This window comes from Falsiroseomonas sp., from assembly GCF_051860665.1.
GTDB lineage: Bacteria > Pseudomonadota > Alphaproteobacteria > Acetobacterales > Acetobacteraceae > Falsiroseomonas.
Genome location: NZ_JBHYDM010000007.1, coordinates 17,932 through 32,393, shown reverse-complemented (window position 1 = coordinate 32,393; position 14,462 = coordinate 17,932). Strand labels below are relative to the sequence as shown.

The 14,462-nt window shown below is 70.7% G+C and carries 14 protein-coding genes and 1 tRNA gene; 10 read left to right on the top strand and 5 right to left on the bottom strand.

Annotated elements, in window-relative coordinates; translation table 11 throughout:
• Positions 1–44: 44 nt before the first annotated feature.
• The 5 genes from ACTIF1_RS09535 (at position 45) to ACTIF1_RS09515 (ending at position 5,833) form a co-directional block, all read left to right on the top strand.
• Positions 45–722, top strand: coding sequence for an ABC transporter ATP-binding protein (locus tag ACTIF1_RS09535; RefSeq protein WP_439596167.1), 678 nt, complete (start codon positions 45–47; stop codon positions 720–722).
• Complete coding sequence (locus ACTIF1_RS09530; RefSeq protein ID WP_439596166.1) at positions 719–1,888, top strand: ABC transporter permease; 1,170 nt, start codon at positions 719–721, stop codon at positions 1,886–1,888. The genes ACTIF1_RS09535 and ACTIF1_RS09530 overlap by 4 nt, the downstream gene beginning before the upstream one ends.
• Before the next feature lie 11 nt (positions 1,889–1,899).
• Positions 1,900–2,193, top strand: coding sequence for a hypothetical protein (locus ACTIF1_RS09525; protein ID WP_439596165.1), 294 nt, complete (start codon positions 1,900–1,902; stop codon positions 2,191–2,193).
• A gap of 116 nt (positions 2,194–2,309) precedes the next feature.
• The gene (locus ACTIF1_RS09520; RefSeq protein ID WP_439596164.1) at positions 2,310–3,749 is read left to right on the top strand and encodes a TolC family protein; all 1,440 of its coding nucleotides are present in this window, start codon (positions 2,310–2,312) and stop codon (positions 3,747–3,749) included.
• The gene (locus tag ACTIF1_RS09515; protein ID WP_439596163.1) at positions 3,749–5,833 is read left to right on the top strand and encodes an HlyD family efflux transporter periplasmic adaptor subunit; all 2,085 of its coding nucleotides are present in this window, start codon (positions 3,749–3,751) and stop codon (positions 5,831–5,833) included. Before ACTIF1_RS09520 ends, ACTIF1_RS09515 begins: the two co-directional genes overlap by 1 nt.
• A gap of 3 nt (positions 5,834–5,836) precedes the next feature.
• On the opposite strand, the gene ACTIF1_RS09510 is transcribed toward ACTIF1_RS09515, so the two are convergent.
• Together ACTIF1_RS09510 and ACTIF1_RS09505 are read right to left on the bottom strand one after the other, a co-directional pair.
• Positions 5,837–7,231, bottom strand: coding sequence for an amidase (locus tag ACTIF1_RS09510; protein WP_439596162.1), 1,395 nt, complete (start codon positions 7,229–7,231; stop codon positions 5,837–5,839).
• Positions 7,228–7,407, bottom strand: coding sequence for a hypothetical protein (locus ACTIF1_RS09505; protein ID WP_439596161.1), 180 nt, complete (start codon positions 7,405–7,407; stop codon positions 7,228–7,230). Before ACTIF1_RS09505 ends, ACTIF1_RS09510 begins: the two co-directional genes overlap by 4 nt.
• Positions 7,408–7,516: 109 nt before the next feature.
• On the opposite strand from ACTIF1_RS09505, the gene ACTIF1_RS09500 reads away from it, so the two are divergent.
• Positions 7,517–7,593, top strand: a tRNA-Arg gene (locus ACTIF1_RS09500).
• Positions 7,594–7,641: 48 nt separating this feature from the next.
• On the opposite strand, the gene ACTIF1_RS09495 is transcribed toward ACTIF1_RS09500, so the two are convergent.
• The 3 genes from ACTIF1_RS09495 to ACTIF1_RS09485 all read right to left on the bottom strand — a co-directional run bounded on the left by ACTIF1_RS09495 (position 7,642) and on the right by ACTIF1_RS09485 (position 9,972).
• Complete coding sequence (locus ACTIF1_RS09495; protein WP_439596160.1) at positions 7,642–8,958, bottom strand: PQQ-dependent sugar dehydrogenase; 1,317 nt, start codon at positions 8,956–8,958, stop codon at positions 7,642–7,644.
• Complete coding sequence (locus ACTIF1_RS09490; protein ID WP_439596159.1) at positions 8,958–9,398, bottom strand: DUF2231 domain-containing protein; 441 nt, start codon at positions 9,396–9,398, stop codon at positions 8,958–8,960. Before ACTIF1_RS09490 ends, ACTIF1_RS09495 begins: the two co-directional genes overlap by 1 nt.
• A gap of 148 nt (positions 9,399–9,546) precedes the next feature.
• On the bottom strand, positions 9,547–9,972 hold the full coding sequence (locus tag ACTIF1_RS09485; RefSeq protein WP_439596158.1) for an organic hydroperoxide resistance protein: 426 nt from the start codon (positions 9,970–9,972) through the stop codon (positions 9,547–9,549).
• Between the two features lie 137 nt (positions 9,973–10,109).
• Between ACTIF1_RS09485 and ACTIF1_RS09480 the strand changes: the two genes are divergently transcribed.
• The 4 genes from ACTIF1_RS09480 (at position 10,110) to bchJ (ending at position 14,452) form a co-directional block, all read left to right on the top strand.
• Positions 10,110–10,574, top strand: a complete 465-nt coding sequence (locus ACTIF1_RS09480) for a MarR family winged helix-turn-helix transcriptional regulator (protein WP_439596157.1) — start codon at positions 10,110–10,112, stop codon at positions 10,572–10,574.
• A gap of 127 nt (positions 10,575–10,701) precedes the next feature.
• Entirely contained in the window at positions 10,702–12,222 is a 1,521-nt protein-coding gene (locus tag ACTIF1_RS09475) for a phospholipase D-like domain-containing protein (protein ID WP_439596156.1), read from the top strand.
• Between the two features lie 75 nt (positions 12,223–12,297).
• A complete protein-coding gene (gene bchE / locus ACTIF1_RS09470) occupies positions 12,298–13,905 on the top strand; it encodes a magnesium-protoporphyrin IX monomethyl ester anaerobic oxidative cyclase (RefSeq protein ID WP_439596155.1) in 1,608 nt (535 codons plus the stop codon).
• Positions 13,892–14,452: a bacteriochlorophyll 4-vinyl reductase gene (bchJ, locus tag ACTIF1_RS09465; protein ID WP_439596154.1), complete on the top strand. Its 561-nt coding sequence runs from the start codon at positions 13,892–13,894 to the stop codon at positions 14,450–14,452. The genes bchE and bchJ overlap by 14 nt, the downstream gene beginning before the upstream one ends.
• The last annotated feature ends 10 nt before the right edge of the window (positions 14,453–14,462 follow it).

The following is a 14,462-nucleotide window of genomic DNA, read 5'->3' as shown; positions in this document are numbered from 1 at the left end:
GGCGCGGCGTTTCCCTGCGCGGCCGCCCGGTCTAGCCTGCGCCCATGCTTGAACTGGTCGATATCGGCCGATCCTTCCGCGTCGGCCCGGGCGAGATGCACATCCTGCGCAACCTGTCGCTGACCGTGGCGGCGGGGGAGCTGGTCTCCATCATGGGCGGCTCCGGCTCCGGCAAGACCACGCTGATGAATATCATCGGCCTGCTCGACAAGCCGACCGCCGGGCAATACCGCATCGATGGCCAGGACGTGCTGAAGGCGGAGGCGCGGGAGCTGTCGCGGCTGCGCAACCGGCTGATCGGCTTCGTCTTCCAGTCCTTCTTCCTGCTGCCGCGGCTGAATGCCTGGCGCAACGTGGCGCTGCCGCTGATGTATCGCGGCACGCCGGAGGCCGAGGCGCGGCGCCGCGCCCTGGCGATGCTGGAGCGCGTCGGCCTGGGAGAGCGGACGGAACATATGCCGGCCATGCTCTCCGGCGGGCAGAAGCAGCGCGTCGCCATCGCCCGCGCCCTGGTGGGGGAGCCGCGCGTGGTGCTGGCGGACGAGCCGACCGGCGCGCTGGACCCCAAGGTGAGCCAGGAGATCATGGACCTGTTCCTGGAGCTGAAGCGCGAATTCGGCGTGCTGATCCTGATCATCACGCATGACCCGGGCGTTGCCGCGCAATGCGAGCGCCAGGTGGTGCTGGCGCAGGGCGTGCTGACCGAGGCGAGGCCCTCGTGAAGCGGGTGGCAGCGGAGGCGGTGGCCAATCTGCTGGCCTCTCGCCAGCGGTCCGCGCTGGCGCTGCTCGGCATCGTGATCGGGGCGGCGGCGGTGATCGCCATGCTCAATGTCGGCGCCATCGCGCGCAACGAGACGATCCGCCAGTTCCGCCAGCTGGGCACGGATATCCTGACGCTGCGCCTCGATGCCGATAGCGGCCTCGGCAATTTCGCACTCGCGGATGTCGAGGCGCTGCCGCAGGAGGTGCCGATGGTGACGGAGGTGGCACCCTTCGTGATCGGCGGCGGCAGCGTGCTGCATGAGGGGACTGCGGCCTATGGCTCGCATCTCGGCGTCACCGCCGCCTTCGCCAGCGTCTCCCGCCTCCGCCCACGCGCCGGCCGCTTCATCTCCGACCTCGATCGCTACGAGCTCTATGCCGTGCTGGGCCATGGCATGGCGCAGCAATTGTCGACGTCCTATGCGCCGGTCGGCGTCGGCTCCAACCTGCGGATCGGGCGCTATGTCTTCACCGTGATCGGCATCCTGGAGCCGGTGCTGCAAAGCCCGATGATGCCGGTGGATATCGACACGACACTGTTTGTCTCGGTCCCGAATGTCCGCCGCATCATGGCGAACCCCGCCTTGTCCATGGCCATCGCGCGGATCCGGCCGGATGCGGAGGCGGAGGCCGCGGTCCACCAGATCGAGCGCTACTTCGCCCCCAAGATCCGCGACCAGCGGCTCACCGTGCAATCGGCGCGGCAGCTGATCGCGGGCATGCAGAACCAGATGCAGCTCTTCACCCTGCTGCTGGGCGCGGTGGGCGCCATCGCGCTGGCGCTGGGCGGGGTCGGCGTGATGAACATCATGCTGGTCTCCATTGCCGAAAGACGGCGCGAGATCGGCGTGCGACTCGCGATCGGCGCCGAGCCCGGCGATATCCGCACGCTGTTCCTGGCGGAGGCGGTGATCCTCTCGGTGGCCGGCGGGATCATCGGCATCTTCCTCGGCATCGGCGGCGCCTGGTTCTTCGCCTGGCTCTCGGGCTGGGAATTCGTGCTCTCGCCCACCGCGGTGCCGCTCGGCGCCGGCGTCTCCGCCGCGGTCGGGATCTTCTTCGGCTTCTACCCCGCCGTCATGGCATCGCGGCTGGATCCAATCGAGGCATTACGGGCGGAGTAGGCTCGGGCAGGGTGATCGGCGGTTCCCCGGTGGGCAGCGCGATGGCGGGCATGGGTAGGGTCTCGCTGCGGTCGATGCTGGCGGCATCCGGCGGCCGCCGCAAAACCTCCGGCGTGCCGCAGCCGGCCAGCAGCGCCGCCGAGCAGATCATCCAGCGCATCTTCCGCAAGGTTCCACCCCAGGATCGAATCATGCGCCGCAGGGTGGCCCAGTCCGCGGGCACCGGCAAATCGGCTGTGGCGATCCGCGCCATAGGCGGCGGCAGGACGGAACGCATGGACTTGATGACCTTCCGGATGAGATAGTTGTGCACTCACTGCACGGCGCGAAGAAGAGGGTCGACCGAGTGACAAGGCAGGTCGAAGCTGGGGCGGTTCCCGGTCACGGGAAAGCATCCCGCGCGGCGATGAGGCTATCATTCTTGAGCCGACCCGTGCTCGGGGTCGTGGTGGCGCTGGGCCTGCTCTGTGCCCCCGCCCGGGCGCAGCCCCGGCCGCCCGAAGGCGCCGTGGCGCTGACGCTGCCGGAGGCGGTCTTCCTCGGCCTGCGCAACAATCGCGGCATCCGCGGCGAATACCTGCAGCGCATCGCGGACCGCTTCGCCCTGCGCGTGGCGGAGGACAGCTTCACCCCGCGCCTGACCATAGCGGCGGAGGCGACGCGCCAGCGCAATGCCGGGGTGAACAGCACGCAGCTTTCGCTCGGCCCCGTGGTCAGCGTGGATACGCCGACCGGGGCGCGCTTCACCATGTCCTGGCTGGCGGCGCAGACCAATGTGCGCGGCCAGACGCCGCAGGGCCCCTCCGAGATCGGATTCCAGGTGGAACAGCCGCTGCTGGCCGGCGGCGGCATCGACTATGCCATGGCGCCGCGGCGAATCGCGCGCATTTCCGAACAGGGCGCGCAGCTGCGGCTGAAGGCGCAGGTCATCGACCAGATCTCGCAGATCATCGTCGCCTATCGCGCGCTGCTGCAGGCGCAGGAACAGACGCGCATCGCGGAGGAAAGCCTGCGGCGCGCGCGCGACCTGGTGGAGGTGAACCGCGCCCTGATCGCGGCCGGCCGGCTGGCGGAGGTGGAACTGATCCAGTCCGAGGCCAGCATCGCGCAGCAGGAGCTGCAACTGATCGGCGCCCGCAACAGCGGGGAAGCCGCGCGGCTTTCGCTGCTGGTGCTGATGGGCGTCGACCCTTCCTCCCGCATCTGGGCCTCGGAACGTCCCTCCGCCCCCGCGGTGCGCATCGACCTGGATCGGGCGCTGGCCACGGCCTATGCGCAGCAGCCGGCCTATCTGTCGCGCATGCTGACCATCGAGATCAACCGCATCAACCTCGACATCGCGCGCAACCAGCGGCTCTGGGACGTGTCCATCGTCGCCGGTGCCGGGCAGCAGGCGCTTCGGTCCCAGGTGCTGGAGACGATCGGCGCGCTGTCCACCGTGCGGTCCGACTTCAACATCGGGCTGCGCGTGAATATCCCGATCGGCGGCCTGTCGCGGGAGCAGCAGGAGGTGAATGCGACGGTCGCGCTGCGGCAATCCGAGGTGCAGGTCGAGGAGGCGCGCGACCAGCTGCGCCAGCAGACGGAGAATGCCGTTCGCGGCATCGAGGCGCAGCGCCGCCAGGCGCAGCTGGCCCGCCGCGCGCGGGAGCTGACGGCGCAGCAGTTGGCGGCGGAGCTGGTGAAGCTGCAGGCCGGGCGGTCCAGCAACTTCCAGGTGGTCTCCTTCCAGTCCGCCTTGCAGCAGGCGGAAAGCGCGGAGCTGGCCGCGGTGATCGCCTATCTCAATGCGCTGACGGCGATGGACCAGGTGCTGGGCACCACGCTCGAGACCTGGCGCATCAGCCTGAACGAGCGGTGATGGACGGACCCCTGCAAGCCGAGGGCGCGCCGCTGGCCGAGGATTTCGGCCGGCTCGCCGCCACGCTCACCGGCTGCGCCAGCGGGCGCATCCTGCTGCAGCCGCCGGTGGAGCCCGCCCTGGCCGCGGCATGGGCGGAGGCGCTGGCCGAACCCGGCCTGCGCCTGGTGCCGGGCTGCCCGGGCTTCTGCGCCGGCCTGGCGCTGCGCGATGCCCTCGGCCGGCCGCTCGGCGTGCTGGTCTTGCAGGATCCGGCGCCGCGGGAGCTGGCACCGGCGCAGCGGGAGGGGCTGGCGCTGCTGGCCACGCGCGCGGCGGCGGACCTCGCGCTGCGCGAAAGCCACGACCGGCTGCAGCTCGGCTTCGGGGCGGCGCTGGACGGGCTGGCGGATGGCGTGCTGGCCTTGGGCAGCGATGGCGCCGTCACCACGCTGAACAGCACCGCCGCCGCCATGCTCGGCCTGGATGCGGCCAGCGCGCCGGGTGCGACGCTCGCCGCCCTGCTGCCGCAGGATGGCAGTGCCGATGCGCTGCTGGATGCGCTGCTGGCCCCGGTTTCGGCCGAGGTGCCGCCGCCGCGCCAGGTGGTGGATTTCGCCGGGCGGCGCCTGGCCGTCAGCAGCCGCGCCTATCGGCTGCGCGTCGGGCCACAGGCCGGGCGGCTCGGCCTGACCGCGACCCTGACCGATGTCACCGAGAGCGAGCGCCTGGCGGCGGCGGAAGCGGCGCTGAGCCGCGACCTGGCCGAGCAGCACCGCAAGCTGCAGACCGCCTATCTGCAGCTGGAGCAGGGCGCGATCCGCATGCAGGAGACGCAGCGCCGGATCCGCCTGGCACGGCTTGGGGGCGCGGCCGGCGTGGCGCTGCTGCTGCTGGCGACCGGCGCCTATGCCTGGCTGCCGCTGCCCACGGGCTGGAGCGGCGCGCCGGAGGCGAATGCCGGCGGCATGCCGCCCATCACCCTGGCGCCGACACCCATCTCCTCCCGCATCGCCGTGGTCGGCATGCTGGATGCGGGCTCGATGGTCAGCGTGGTGGGGCCCTTCGACGGGCTGGTTCAGGAACGGCTGTTCCAATACGGCAGCCAGGTGGAACGCGGCCAGCCACTGCTGCGACTGGACCTGAACGATGTCGAGGTGCGGCTGCGCGATGCCCGCAGCGCGGAGATCCGCGCCCGCCAGCGCGTGGCGGAGCTGCGCGGCTGGACGACGGGCTTCGAGGTGGCGCGCGCCCGCCGCGCCGTGGCGCAGGCGCGGCTGGAACAATCCGACATCACCGCCCGCGTGGCGCAGACGCGCATGCTGCTCTCCCGCGGCATCATCGCGGCGGATGAGCATCGCGCCCTGGTGCAGCAGCAGCGCAACCAGCAGATCCAGGTGCAGGCGGCCGAGAACGACCTGGAGGCGACGCTGGCGCGCGGCGACGAGCAGACGCTGCGCATCGCCGAACTGGAACTCGCCAATGCCGAGGTGAAGGTGCGGGAGCTGGAGGCGGACCTCGCCAATGCCACCGTGCGGGCGCCGGTCGCCGGCGTGGTGCTGATGCCGCCCGAAGCGCCGGGCGGCCGCCGCGCCGAGACCATCGAGCCCGGATCGCGCGTGCAGCGCGGCCAGACCATGTTCACCCTGGGCGCGCTGGAGACCTTCCAGGTGCGCGCCACGGTGGATGAGATCGACGTGAACAAGGTGCGCATCGGCCAGAAGGTGACGGTGACGGGCGACGCCTTCGGCGACCTGGTGCTGGAGGGCCGCGTCACCAGCGTGGCCGCCCAGGCCGGCGGCGAGGCCAGCAGCCGCGGCGGCATGCCGACCTTCCCCGTGGCGGTGGCGGTGGAGGGTCTCTCGCCGGAGCAGCGGCGGATGCTGGCCGTCGGCATGTCCGCCAGCCTGTCCATCATCATCTACGAGAAGCCGGACGCGCTGGTGCTGCCGCCCTTCGCCATCCAGGGCGGGCCCGGCGGCCGCATGGTGCGCGTGCGCCGCGGCGGGCGGGAGGAGGTGGTGCCGGTCACCCTCGGCATCAGCACCCCCGGCGGGGTCGAGATCCGCGAAGGGCTGGCGCCGGGGGATCTGGTGCTGCCGTAGGGGCTATGCGGCGCGGCGGGCCCGCCAGCCGGTGGCACGCTCGAAGGCATGGCCGGCGCGCAGCACCGTGGCGTCCGCAAAGGGTCGGCCGATGAGCTGGGCGCCGACCGGAAGCCCGCCCTCCCCGAAGCCGGTGCAGACGGCCAGCGCCGGCTGGCCGGTCAGGTTGAAGGGAATGGTCAGGCCGGGCGATTCCAGGCTGGCGAATTTGCTCACGCGGTCGATCGGCGGCGCCTCCGCCGGCTGTGCCGCGGTCAGCAGCAGGTCCACCCCCTCCATCACCGCGGCGACCTGCTGGCACAGCCTGCGCCGCTGGCGCTGCGCCTGCAGGTAGTCCGGCGCGGAGACCAGGGCGGCCAGGGCCAGCCTTTCCCGCAGGATCTCGCCATAGTCGTGGAAGCGGGTGCGGAGCCAGGGCTCATGCACCGCATGGGCTTCCGACATCAGGATCAGCCAGCCGGCGGCGTGGAAATCCAGCAGCGGCGGCAGCGTGACCTCCGACAGGATGGCGCCCTCGGCGCGCAGCACCTCCGCCAGGTGCTCGACGCCGGCGCGGACGGCGGGGCTGGCGACCAGGTCCTGCTCGTGGAAGTGGCGGATGAGGCCGATACGCAGGCCGCGCACGCCGCCGCCGAGGCCGGAGAGCAGGTCCGGCGCCGGGCGATCGGCGGAGGAGGGATCCTCCGGATCGTGGCCTGCCATGGCCTGCAGCAGCAGGGCGCAGTCCTCCACCGTCCAGGCGATGGGGCCCGTGGTGTCCAGGCTATGCGCCAGCGGCAGCACGCCCGCGCGGGAACAGAGGCCATAGCTGGGCTTGATGCCGGCCAGGCCGCAGAGCCCGGCGGGGCCGCGGATGGAGCCGCCCGTATCGCTTCCGGTGGCGCCCAGCACCAGCCCGGCAGCCACCGCGGCCCCGGCTCCGGTGGAGGACCCGCCCGTGAAGCGGCTGGTGTCCCAGGGATTGCGGGCCGGCGGCCAGGGCAGGTCGAAGGAGGGGCCGCCCCAGGCGAATTCATGCGTCGCCGTCTTGCCGATGGTGACGGTGCCGGCCGCGGCCCAGGCGCGCACCACCGCGGCATCCTTGGTCGGCACATGGTCGGCCAGGATGCGCGAATGCCCGGTCGTCGGGATGCCGGCGGTCTCGTAGATATCCTTGTGGCCGATCGGAATGCCGTCCAGCGGCCCTGTAAGGGTGCCCGCCATCTGCCGGGCCTCCGCGGCGCGGGCCTGGGACAAGGCGAGATCCGGTGTCAGGCGGATGAAGGCGTGCAGCTTCGGGTTCCACTCCTCCGCCCGCGCGAGCGCGCATTCGGCAAGGTCGACCGGCGAAAGCTGCTTCGCCGCGATCAGCCGGGCAGCCTCGGCCAGGCCCAGCGGGAGTTCGGCCAGGCCGCTCACGGCCGGAAGACCGTGGCGGGTTCCAGCGCCAGCTGGTCCTGCGGGCGCAGCCGTTCCGTCAGCGCCGCGACATGGCGGGAGGCGGCGCGGACGCTGTCGCGCTCCGCCGGGGTCAGGGGGAGGCCGGCGCGGGCGATCAGCGCATCGAAAAGCGGCTCGGGCAGCGAATCGGGCATGGCTGGCCTCCCTGGCAGCGGGGTGGAAGGCCATCATGCGGATATTGCGCGCGGCCTGTCATCCCACCCCCTCGCGGGCGCGGCGGGGGCTGTGGTAGCTTGGGACCGGGTCTCCGTAGCTCAGCCGGATAGAGCACCAGATTCCTAATCTGGGGGCCGTGGGTTCGAATCCCGCCGGGGACACCATTTTGCCCCCCCAGAGGCGGGCATCGCCCGCGCCCGCGTCACTCCTTTTCAGCGCGCCCCTGCCCCCGCCTCCGCCGTCTGCGCCCGGTTGCGCGTCACCCGCCACACCGTATTCGAAAGATCATCCGCCACGATCAGCGCCCCGCGCGGGTCCACCGTCACGCCCACCGGCCGCCCGCGCGCATTGCCCTCGCCGTTCAGGAAGCCCGTGACGAAATCCACCGGATCCCCCGACGGGCGGCCGTCCCGGAAGGGCACGAAGACCACGCGGTAGCCGGAGGGCGGGTTGCGGTTCCAGCTGCCGTGCTCGCCGACGAAGACGCCCTCGGCGAAGTCCGGTCCCATGGAGGGTTCCGAAAAATCCACGCCCAGCGCCGCCACATGCGCGCCCAGTGCATAATCGGGGCGGATCGAGGCCGCGACGCGTTCCGGATTCTGCGGCTGCGCGCGCGGGTCGACATTCTGGCCCCAATAGGCATAGGGCCAGCCATAGAAGCCGCCCTCCCGCACTGAGGTCAGGTAGTCCGGCGCGATATTCGGGCCGATCTCGTCGCGCTCATTCACCACGGCCCAGAGCTGGCCGCTGCCGGGCTGGATGGTCAGCGCGGTCGGGTTGCGAAGGCCGGTGGCATAGGGACGATGCGCGCCCGTCGCCACGTCGATCTGCCAGATCATGGCGCGGTCTTGCTCCGCATCCATGCCGCGCTCCGTGATATTGCTGTTGGAGCCGATGCCGACATAGAGGAAGCGGCCATCCGCGCTCGCGGTCAGCGCCTTGGTCCAGTGGTGGTTGATGACGGAAGGCAGCGCGGTGACGGTGGTCGGCGGGCCGCTGGCCTGGGTCTGGCCCTCGGTATAGTCGAAGCGCACGAGCGCATCCTGGTTCGCGACGAACAGCGCATTGCCGACCAGCGCCAGGCCATAGGGCGCGTTCAGGTTCTCCGCGAAGACGTTGCGCGTCTCATAGGTCCCATCGCCATCGGCATCGCGCAGCAGCGTCAGGCGATGGCCTGGCGCGACGGAGGTCTTGCCCCAGCTCTTGATGATACCGGCGATGAAATCCTTCGGCCGCAGCACCGGCGCGCTGCCGCCCGTGCCCTCCGCCACCAGGATATCGCCATTCGGCAGCACCAGCGTCTGGCGCGGGATGCGCAGATCGGTGGCGATCGGCGTGATGGTGAAGCCTGCGGGCACCGTCGGCAGTTCGTTGCCCCAGGCCGCGGGGCGCGGGATCGTCATGCTGGGTAGCAGGCCGCGCTCCGGCTCGGGCATCTGGGGATTGGCGCCGCGCTGCAGCGGGCCGGGATCGCCGTCGCAGGCGGCGAGAGCCATGGCGGCAGCGCCGAGAAGCAGGGTCCTGCGCATCACTTCACCTCGCTGGCATGAAAGCGGGAATAGCCGAGCCAGGACGCCACCACCGCCAGCAGCGCGGTGATGGCGGAGAGGTAGAGCCCCTCCGGCATCGTCGCCCAGGCATCCTTGGCGTGGACAAGGGCATTGATGAAGCCCAGCACGAACATGCCCAGCAGCACGAGAAAGTAGGTCAGCAGGCGCCGGCGACGCGCGGCGCCGCCGAGCGCCAGTTCGATCAGCGCCCAGAGCAGGACGAAGCCGCCCACCAGAAGGCCGCCCGCGATCAGCCAGGAGGCAAAATTCGCCCATTGGACATGGAAGGTGGCGCGATAGGCCAGGTCGCTCAGCAGCGCGCCCAGGAAGAGGGGAAAGGGAAAGGCCAGCAGGATGGCGTGCAGCGGATGCAGCGGGCGAAACGGCCGCGTCTGCACAGGGGCGGGTATGGCAACCACGGCGTCTGTACTCCTTGCCGGAACCCGGCCGTCGGATCGGCGTGGGTTCCGGGTCAACGGCACAGTGCGCGGCAGGGTTTCCCCCGGTGCCCGAATCTTCGCCCCCGGGCCGGTGCGTCAACCGCGCCGCGCCCGGGGCCTCGGCAATTCAGGCCAGCGTCAGGCCCACCGCCACATTGCCGCGCGTCGCATTGGAATAGGGGCAGACCTGGTGCGCCTTCTGCACCAGCGCCTCCGCCTGGGCGCGCTCCAGGCCCGGCAGGGCGACGGTCAGATCCGCGGTGATGCCGAAGCCGCCTTCGGAGCGGGGGCCGATGCCGACCTTGGCCGTCACCCGCGCCGCCTCCGGCACGCGGACCTTCTCCTGACCCGCGACGAATTTCAGCGCGCCCAGGAAGCAGGCGGCATAGCCGGCGGCGAAGAGCTGCTCCGGGTTGTTGCCCTCGCCGCCGGCGCCGCCGAGTTCACGGGGAGTGGCGAGCTTCACATCCAGCGCGCCATCGGTGGTGCGGGCGCGGCCATCGCGGCCGCCCTCGGCGGTGGCTTCGGTGCTGTATTTCACGTCGACGGGCATGTGGGGGCTTCCTTGGCTTGGGGTGAGGCTGCGGCGGGTGGCGGGGCCGGCCCGACGCGGGCCAGGTTTTTCTGGCACGCAATTCAATAGCGCACAATTGTTTTGCCTGCAAGCCCTGTCCGGTCTATCCTGCCGCCATGCCCCGACCGATGCCCCCGCCAAACCCCTGCCTGCGGCTGGAGGAGAACCTCTGCTTCGCGCTCTATGCCGCCAACCACGCCTTCACCGCCGCCTACAAGCCGCTGCTGGAGCCGCTGGGGCTGACCTATCCGCAATACCTGGTGCTGCTGGTGCTGTGGGAGGCGGAGGAGCCGACGGTGAAGGCCATCGGGCAGCGCCTGCACCTCGATTCCGGCACCCTCACGCCCCTGCTGAAGCGGATGGAGTCGGCGGGCCTGCTCCAGCGCCGACGCGATGCGGAGGATGAGCGCCAGGTGCGGATCGCGCTGACCCAGGCGGGGCGGGCGCTGGAGGCCGAGGCCGTGGAGGTGCAGCGCCGCCTCTCCTGCCTGCTGCAGGGGCCAGGCGCGGATCCCGCCGCGCTGCGCCAGCAACTCCTCGCCCTGGCCCGAAGCCTGCGCCAGGCCTCGCCCAGGGCGTAGCGCGCGCCACGGGCGGGCATGGGAACCTTCGCGGTCACCACGCGCTGGACGCGCGCCGGCCCGCACGAAGGCCGCGCCGGAGATCGTCACCTGCCGCTGCCTTGACCCGGAACCCGCGACCGATCCAATGGACCGCATGGAGGCCTCCCCCCGACCCGCCCCCGCCGAGCAGGAGCATGCGGCGGCAAGCGTCCTGCGGCCCGGCGAGAATTGCTGGCGCATCGCCCGCGCCAGCCGCGCCGCCGTGATCGTCGATGCAGCGGATTATTTCCGCGCCGCGCGCACCGCGATGCTGGCCGCGCGGCACCGCATCATGCTGATCGGCTGGGATTTCGACACACGCATCGAGCTGATCCCCGGCGAGGACAGTCCGGATGCGCCGCGCCGCCTGGGCGATTTCATCCTGTGGCTGGTGAAGCGGCGGCCGGACTTGGAGATCTGCCTGCTGCACTGGGACCTCGGCGCGCTGAAGGCGCTGTTCCGCGGCTCCACCATCCTGACGCTGCTGCGCTGGAAGGCGCATCCGCGCATCACCGCGCGGCTCGACAGCAGCCATCCACCCGCCGCCTCGCACCACCAGAAGATCGCCGTGATCGACGATTGCCTCGCCTTTTGCGGCGGCATCGACATGACGGCGGATCGCTGGGACACGCGCGACCACGCGGATGAGGATCCGCGGCGCGTGCGGCCGGGCGGGGCGCCGCACAAGCCCTGGCACGACGCCACCACGGCGCTGGAGGGGCCGGCGGCGGCAGCCCTAGGTGAGCTGGCGCGCGACCGCTGGCGGCTGGCCGGCGGCAAGCCGCTCGCCCCCGTCACCGCGCGCGGCGATTGCTGGCCGGAAGGCCTGGCGCCGCAGTTCCACGACATCGAGGTCGGCATCGCCCGCAGCCAGCCGGAGATGCCGGAAAGCCCGGCGGTGCTGGAGATCGAGCGGCTCTATCTCGACCTCATCGCCTCCGCCCGGCACGTGATCTATGCCGAGAGCCAGTACTTCGCCTCCCGCCGCATCGCGGAGGCGCTCGCGCGCCGGCTGGCCGAGCCGGAGGGGCCGGAGATCGTGCTGGTGAACCCGCACAGCGCACAGGGCTGGCTGGAGCCGATCGCGATGGATTCCGCCCGCGCCCGGCTGCATGAGGCGCTGCGCCGGCTGGATACGCATGGCCGATTCCGCATCTACCATCCGGTGACGCAGGGCGGGCAGCCGATCTATGTGCATGCCAAGATCCTGGTCGTGGATGACCGCGTGCTCCGCGTCGGCTCCTCCAATATGAACAACCGCTCCATGCGGCTGGATACCGAATGCGACGTGGTGATCGACGCCGCGCTGCCCGCCAATGCCGATCTGCGCCCCACCATCCGCGGCATGCGCGACGGGCTGTTGGCCGAGCACCTCGGCACCACGGCGGCGGCGGTGGCGGCGCGGATCGAGGCGCATGGATCGCTGATCGCGGCCATCGAGGGGCTGCGCGGCCCGGGGCGCAGCCTGGTGCCCTATGAGACGCCGGATCTCACCGCCGTCGAGGCCTGGCTCGCGGATCACGAGGTTCTGGACCCCGAGGGGCCGGAGGAGATGTTCGAGGCGATCGAGAAGCGTGGCCTGTTCCGCCGCTTCAGCCGGCTGCGGCGCGCCCGGCCGCGGGATTGATGCGGAAACCGCTTGATCCACATCAAGGTGTCAAGCTGACTTGACGCCTAGCCTTCCCGCAACGGGGAGGCTCCGATGCGTATCCTGTTCATCCACCCGAACTACCACTCCGGCGGCGCCGAGATCGCCGGCAATTGGCCACCCGCCTGGGTCGCCTATCTGACCGGTGCGCTGAAGGCGCAGGGCTATACCGACATCGTCTTCATCGATGCGATGACGAACGACCTGTCGGACGAGGCGCTGCGCGCGCGCATCGCCGAGGCGAAGCCCGACATCATCGGCACCACCGCCATCACGCCGGCCATCTATCGCGCGCAGACCGTGTTGCGCATGGCGAAGGAGATGTTTCCCGAAGCCGTGACGGTGCTGGGCGGCATCCACGCCACCTTCATGTACCAGCAGGTGCTGGCCGAGGCGCCCTGGATCGACTGCATCGTGCGCGGCGAGGGCGAGGAGATCCTCGTCAACCTCGTGCGCGCCATCGAGCAGGGCCGCTGGCCGGCGGCGCGCGCCACGCTGCGCGGCATCGCCTATGCCGAGGAGGGCAAGGTGGTGGCAACCCCCGCCGCGCCCACCATCAAGGACCTCGATTCCATCACGCCCGACTGGGGCATCCTGGAATGGGCGAAATATACCTACATCCCGCTGAACACCCGCGTCGCCATCCCGAATTTCGCGCGCGGCTGCCCCTTCACCTGTTCCTTCTGCAGCCAGTGGAAATTCTGGCGCGACTACCGCATCCGCGATCCGAAGAAGGTGGTGGACGAGATCGTCGGGCTGAAGCGCGACCACGACGTCGGTTTCTTCATCCTGGCGGATGAGGAACCGACCATCAACAAGAAGAAGTTCGTCGCCTTCTGCCAGGAGCTGATCGACCGCGAGGTGAATATCCTCTGGGGGATCAATACCCGCGTCACCGACATCCTGCGCGACGAGGCGCTGCTGCCCTTCTATCGCCGCGCCGGGCTGATCCATGTCTCGCTCGGCACGGAAGCCGCGGCGCAGATGAAGCTCGACCTGTTCAAGAAGGAAACCACGGTGGCGCAGAACAAGCGCGCCATCCAGCTGCTGCGGGACGCCGGCATCGTGGTGGAGGCGCAGTTCATCGTCGGCCTGGAGAACGAGACGAGGGAGACGGTGGAGGAAACCTACCGCATGGCGCAGGACTGGAAGCCGGACCTCGCCAATTGGTCGATGTACACGCCCTGGCCCTTCTCCGACCTGTTCCGCAGCATGGGTGACAAGGTGGAGGTCTTCGACTACGAGAAATACAACTTCGTCACGCCCATCGTGAAGCCGGATGTGATGGAGCGCGGCGAGCTGCTGGACGCCGTGATGAACAACTACCGGCGCTTCTACATGCGCAAGGCGCTGTTCTCCTACCCCTGGGCCGGCAGGGGGCAGCGGCGGCGCTACCTGCTGGGCTGCCTCAAGGCCTTTCTCAAGTCGGGCTTCGAGCGGAAGTTCTATGACCTGGGCAAGGTGAACTACTGGGGGCCGCAATCGAAGAAAGCCGTCGACTTCCACTTCGACGCCAGCCGCACCCGCGCCGATCCGTCGCAGGTGGAATGGACCACGACGCACAACCGCCGCGGCCTGAACCCGCCGGCGCCGGAGCGCGTGATGGCCTGCGGCGGCGGCACGGACCAGATGACAGAACAAATGGCCGATGACGCCCGCTAGCATCGGCCCCAATGCCGTGCTGCAGCTGGATGCGGTGCTCGCCTTGCAGGATGGCGAGGCGGCACGGCAGCGCGTGTTCGGCCGCGCCGGGCTGCAGCGCCACCTGGTGATGCCGCCGACGCGCATGGTGGCGGAGACGGAGGTGGCCGCGCTGTTCGCCGCGCTGCGCGACGAATTCGGCGAGCCCGCGGCCTGCCATCGCGCCGCCGCCGCGGGTGCCGCCACCGCGCGCTACCTGCTGGCGCATCGCATCCCGCGCCCGCTGCGCCTGCTGCTGCCCCGCCTGCCGGCGCGCATCGCGGCGCCGGTGCTGGGGGCGGCCATCCGCCGGCATGGCTGGACTTTCCTCGGCAGCGGCGCGCTGGAGCTGCGCCACGGGCGGCCGCTGCATATCCACATCCGGCTCGCCACCTGCCTGGAGGCCGTGGCACCCGTCGCCGCCGCCTTCTACCGCATGACCTTCCTCGGCCTGTACCGCGCGCTGGTTTCCGCGCGCATCCAGGCACGACCGGGCCCCGGCCCCTGTGACTTCGATCTCGCGTGGTAAAGGATTCTGG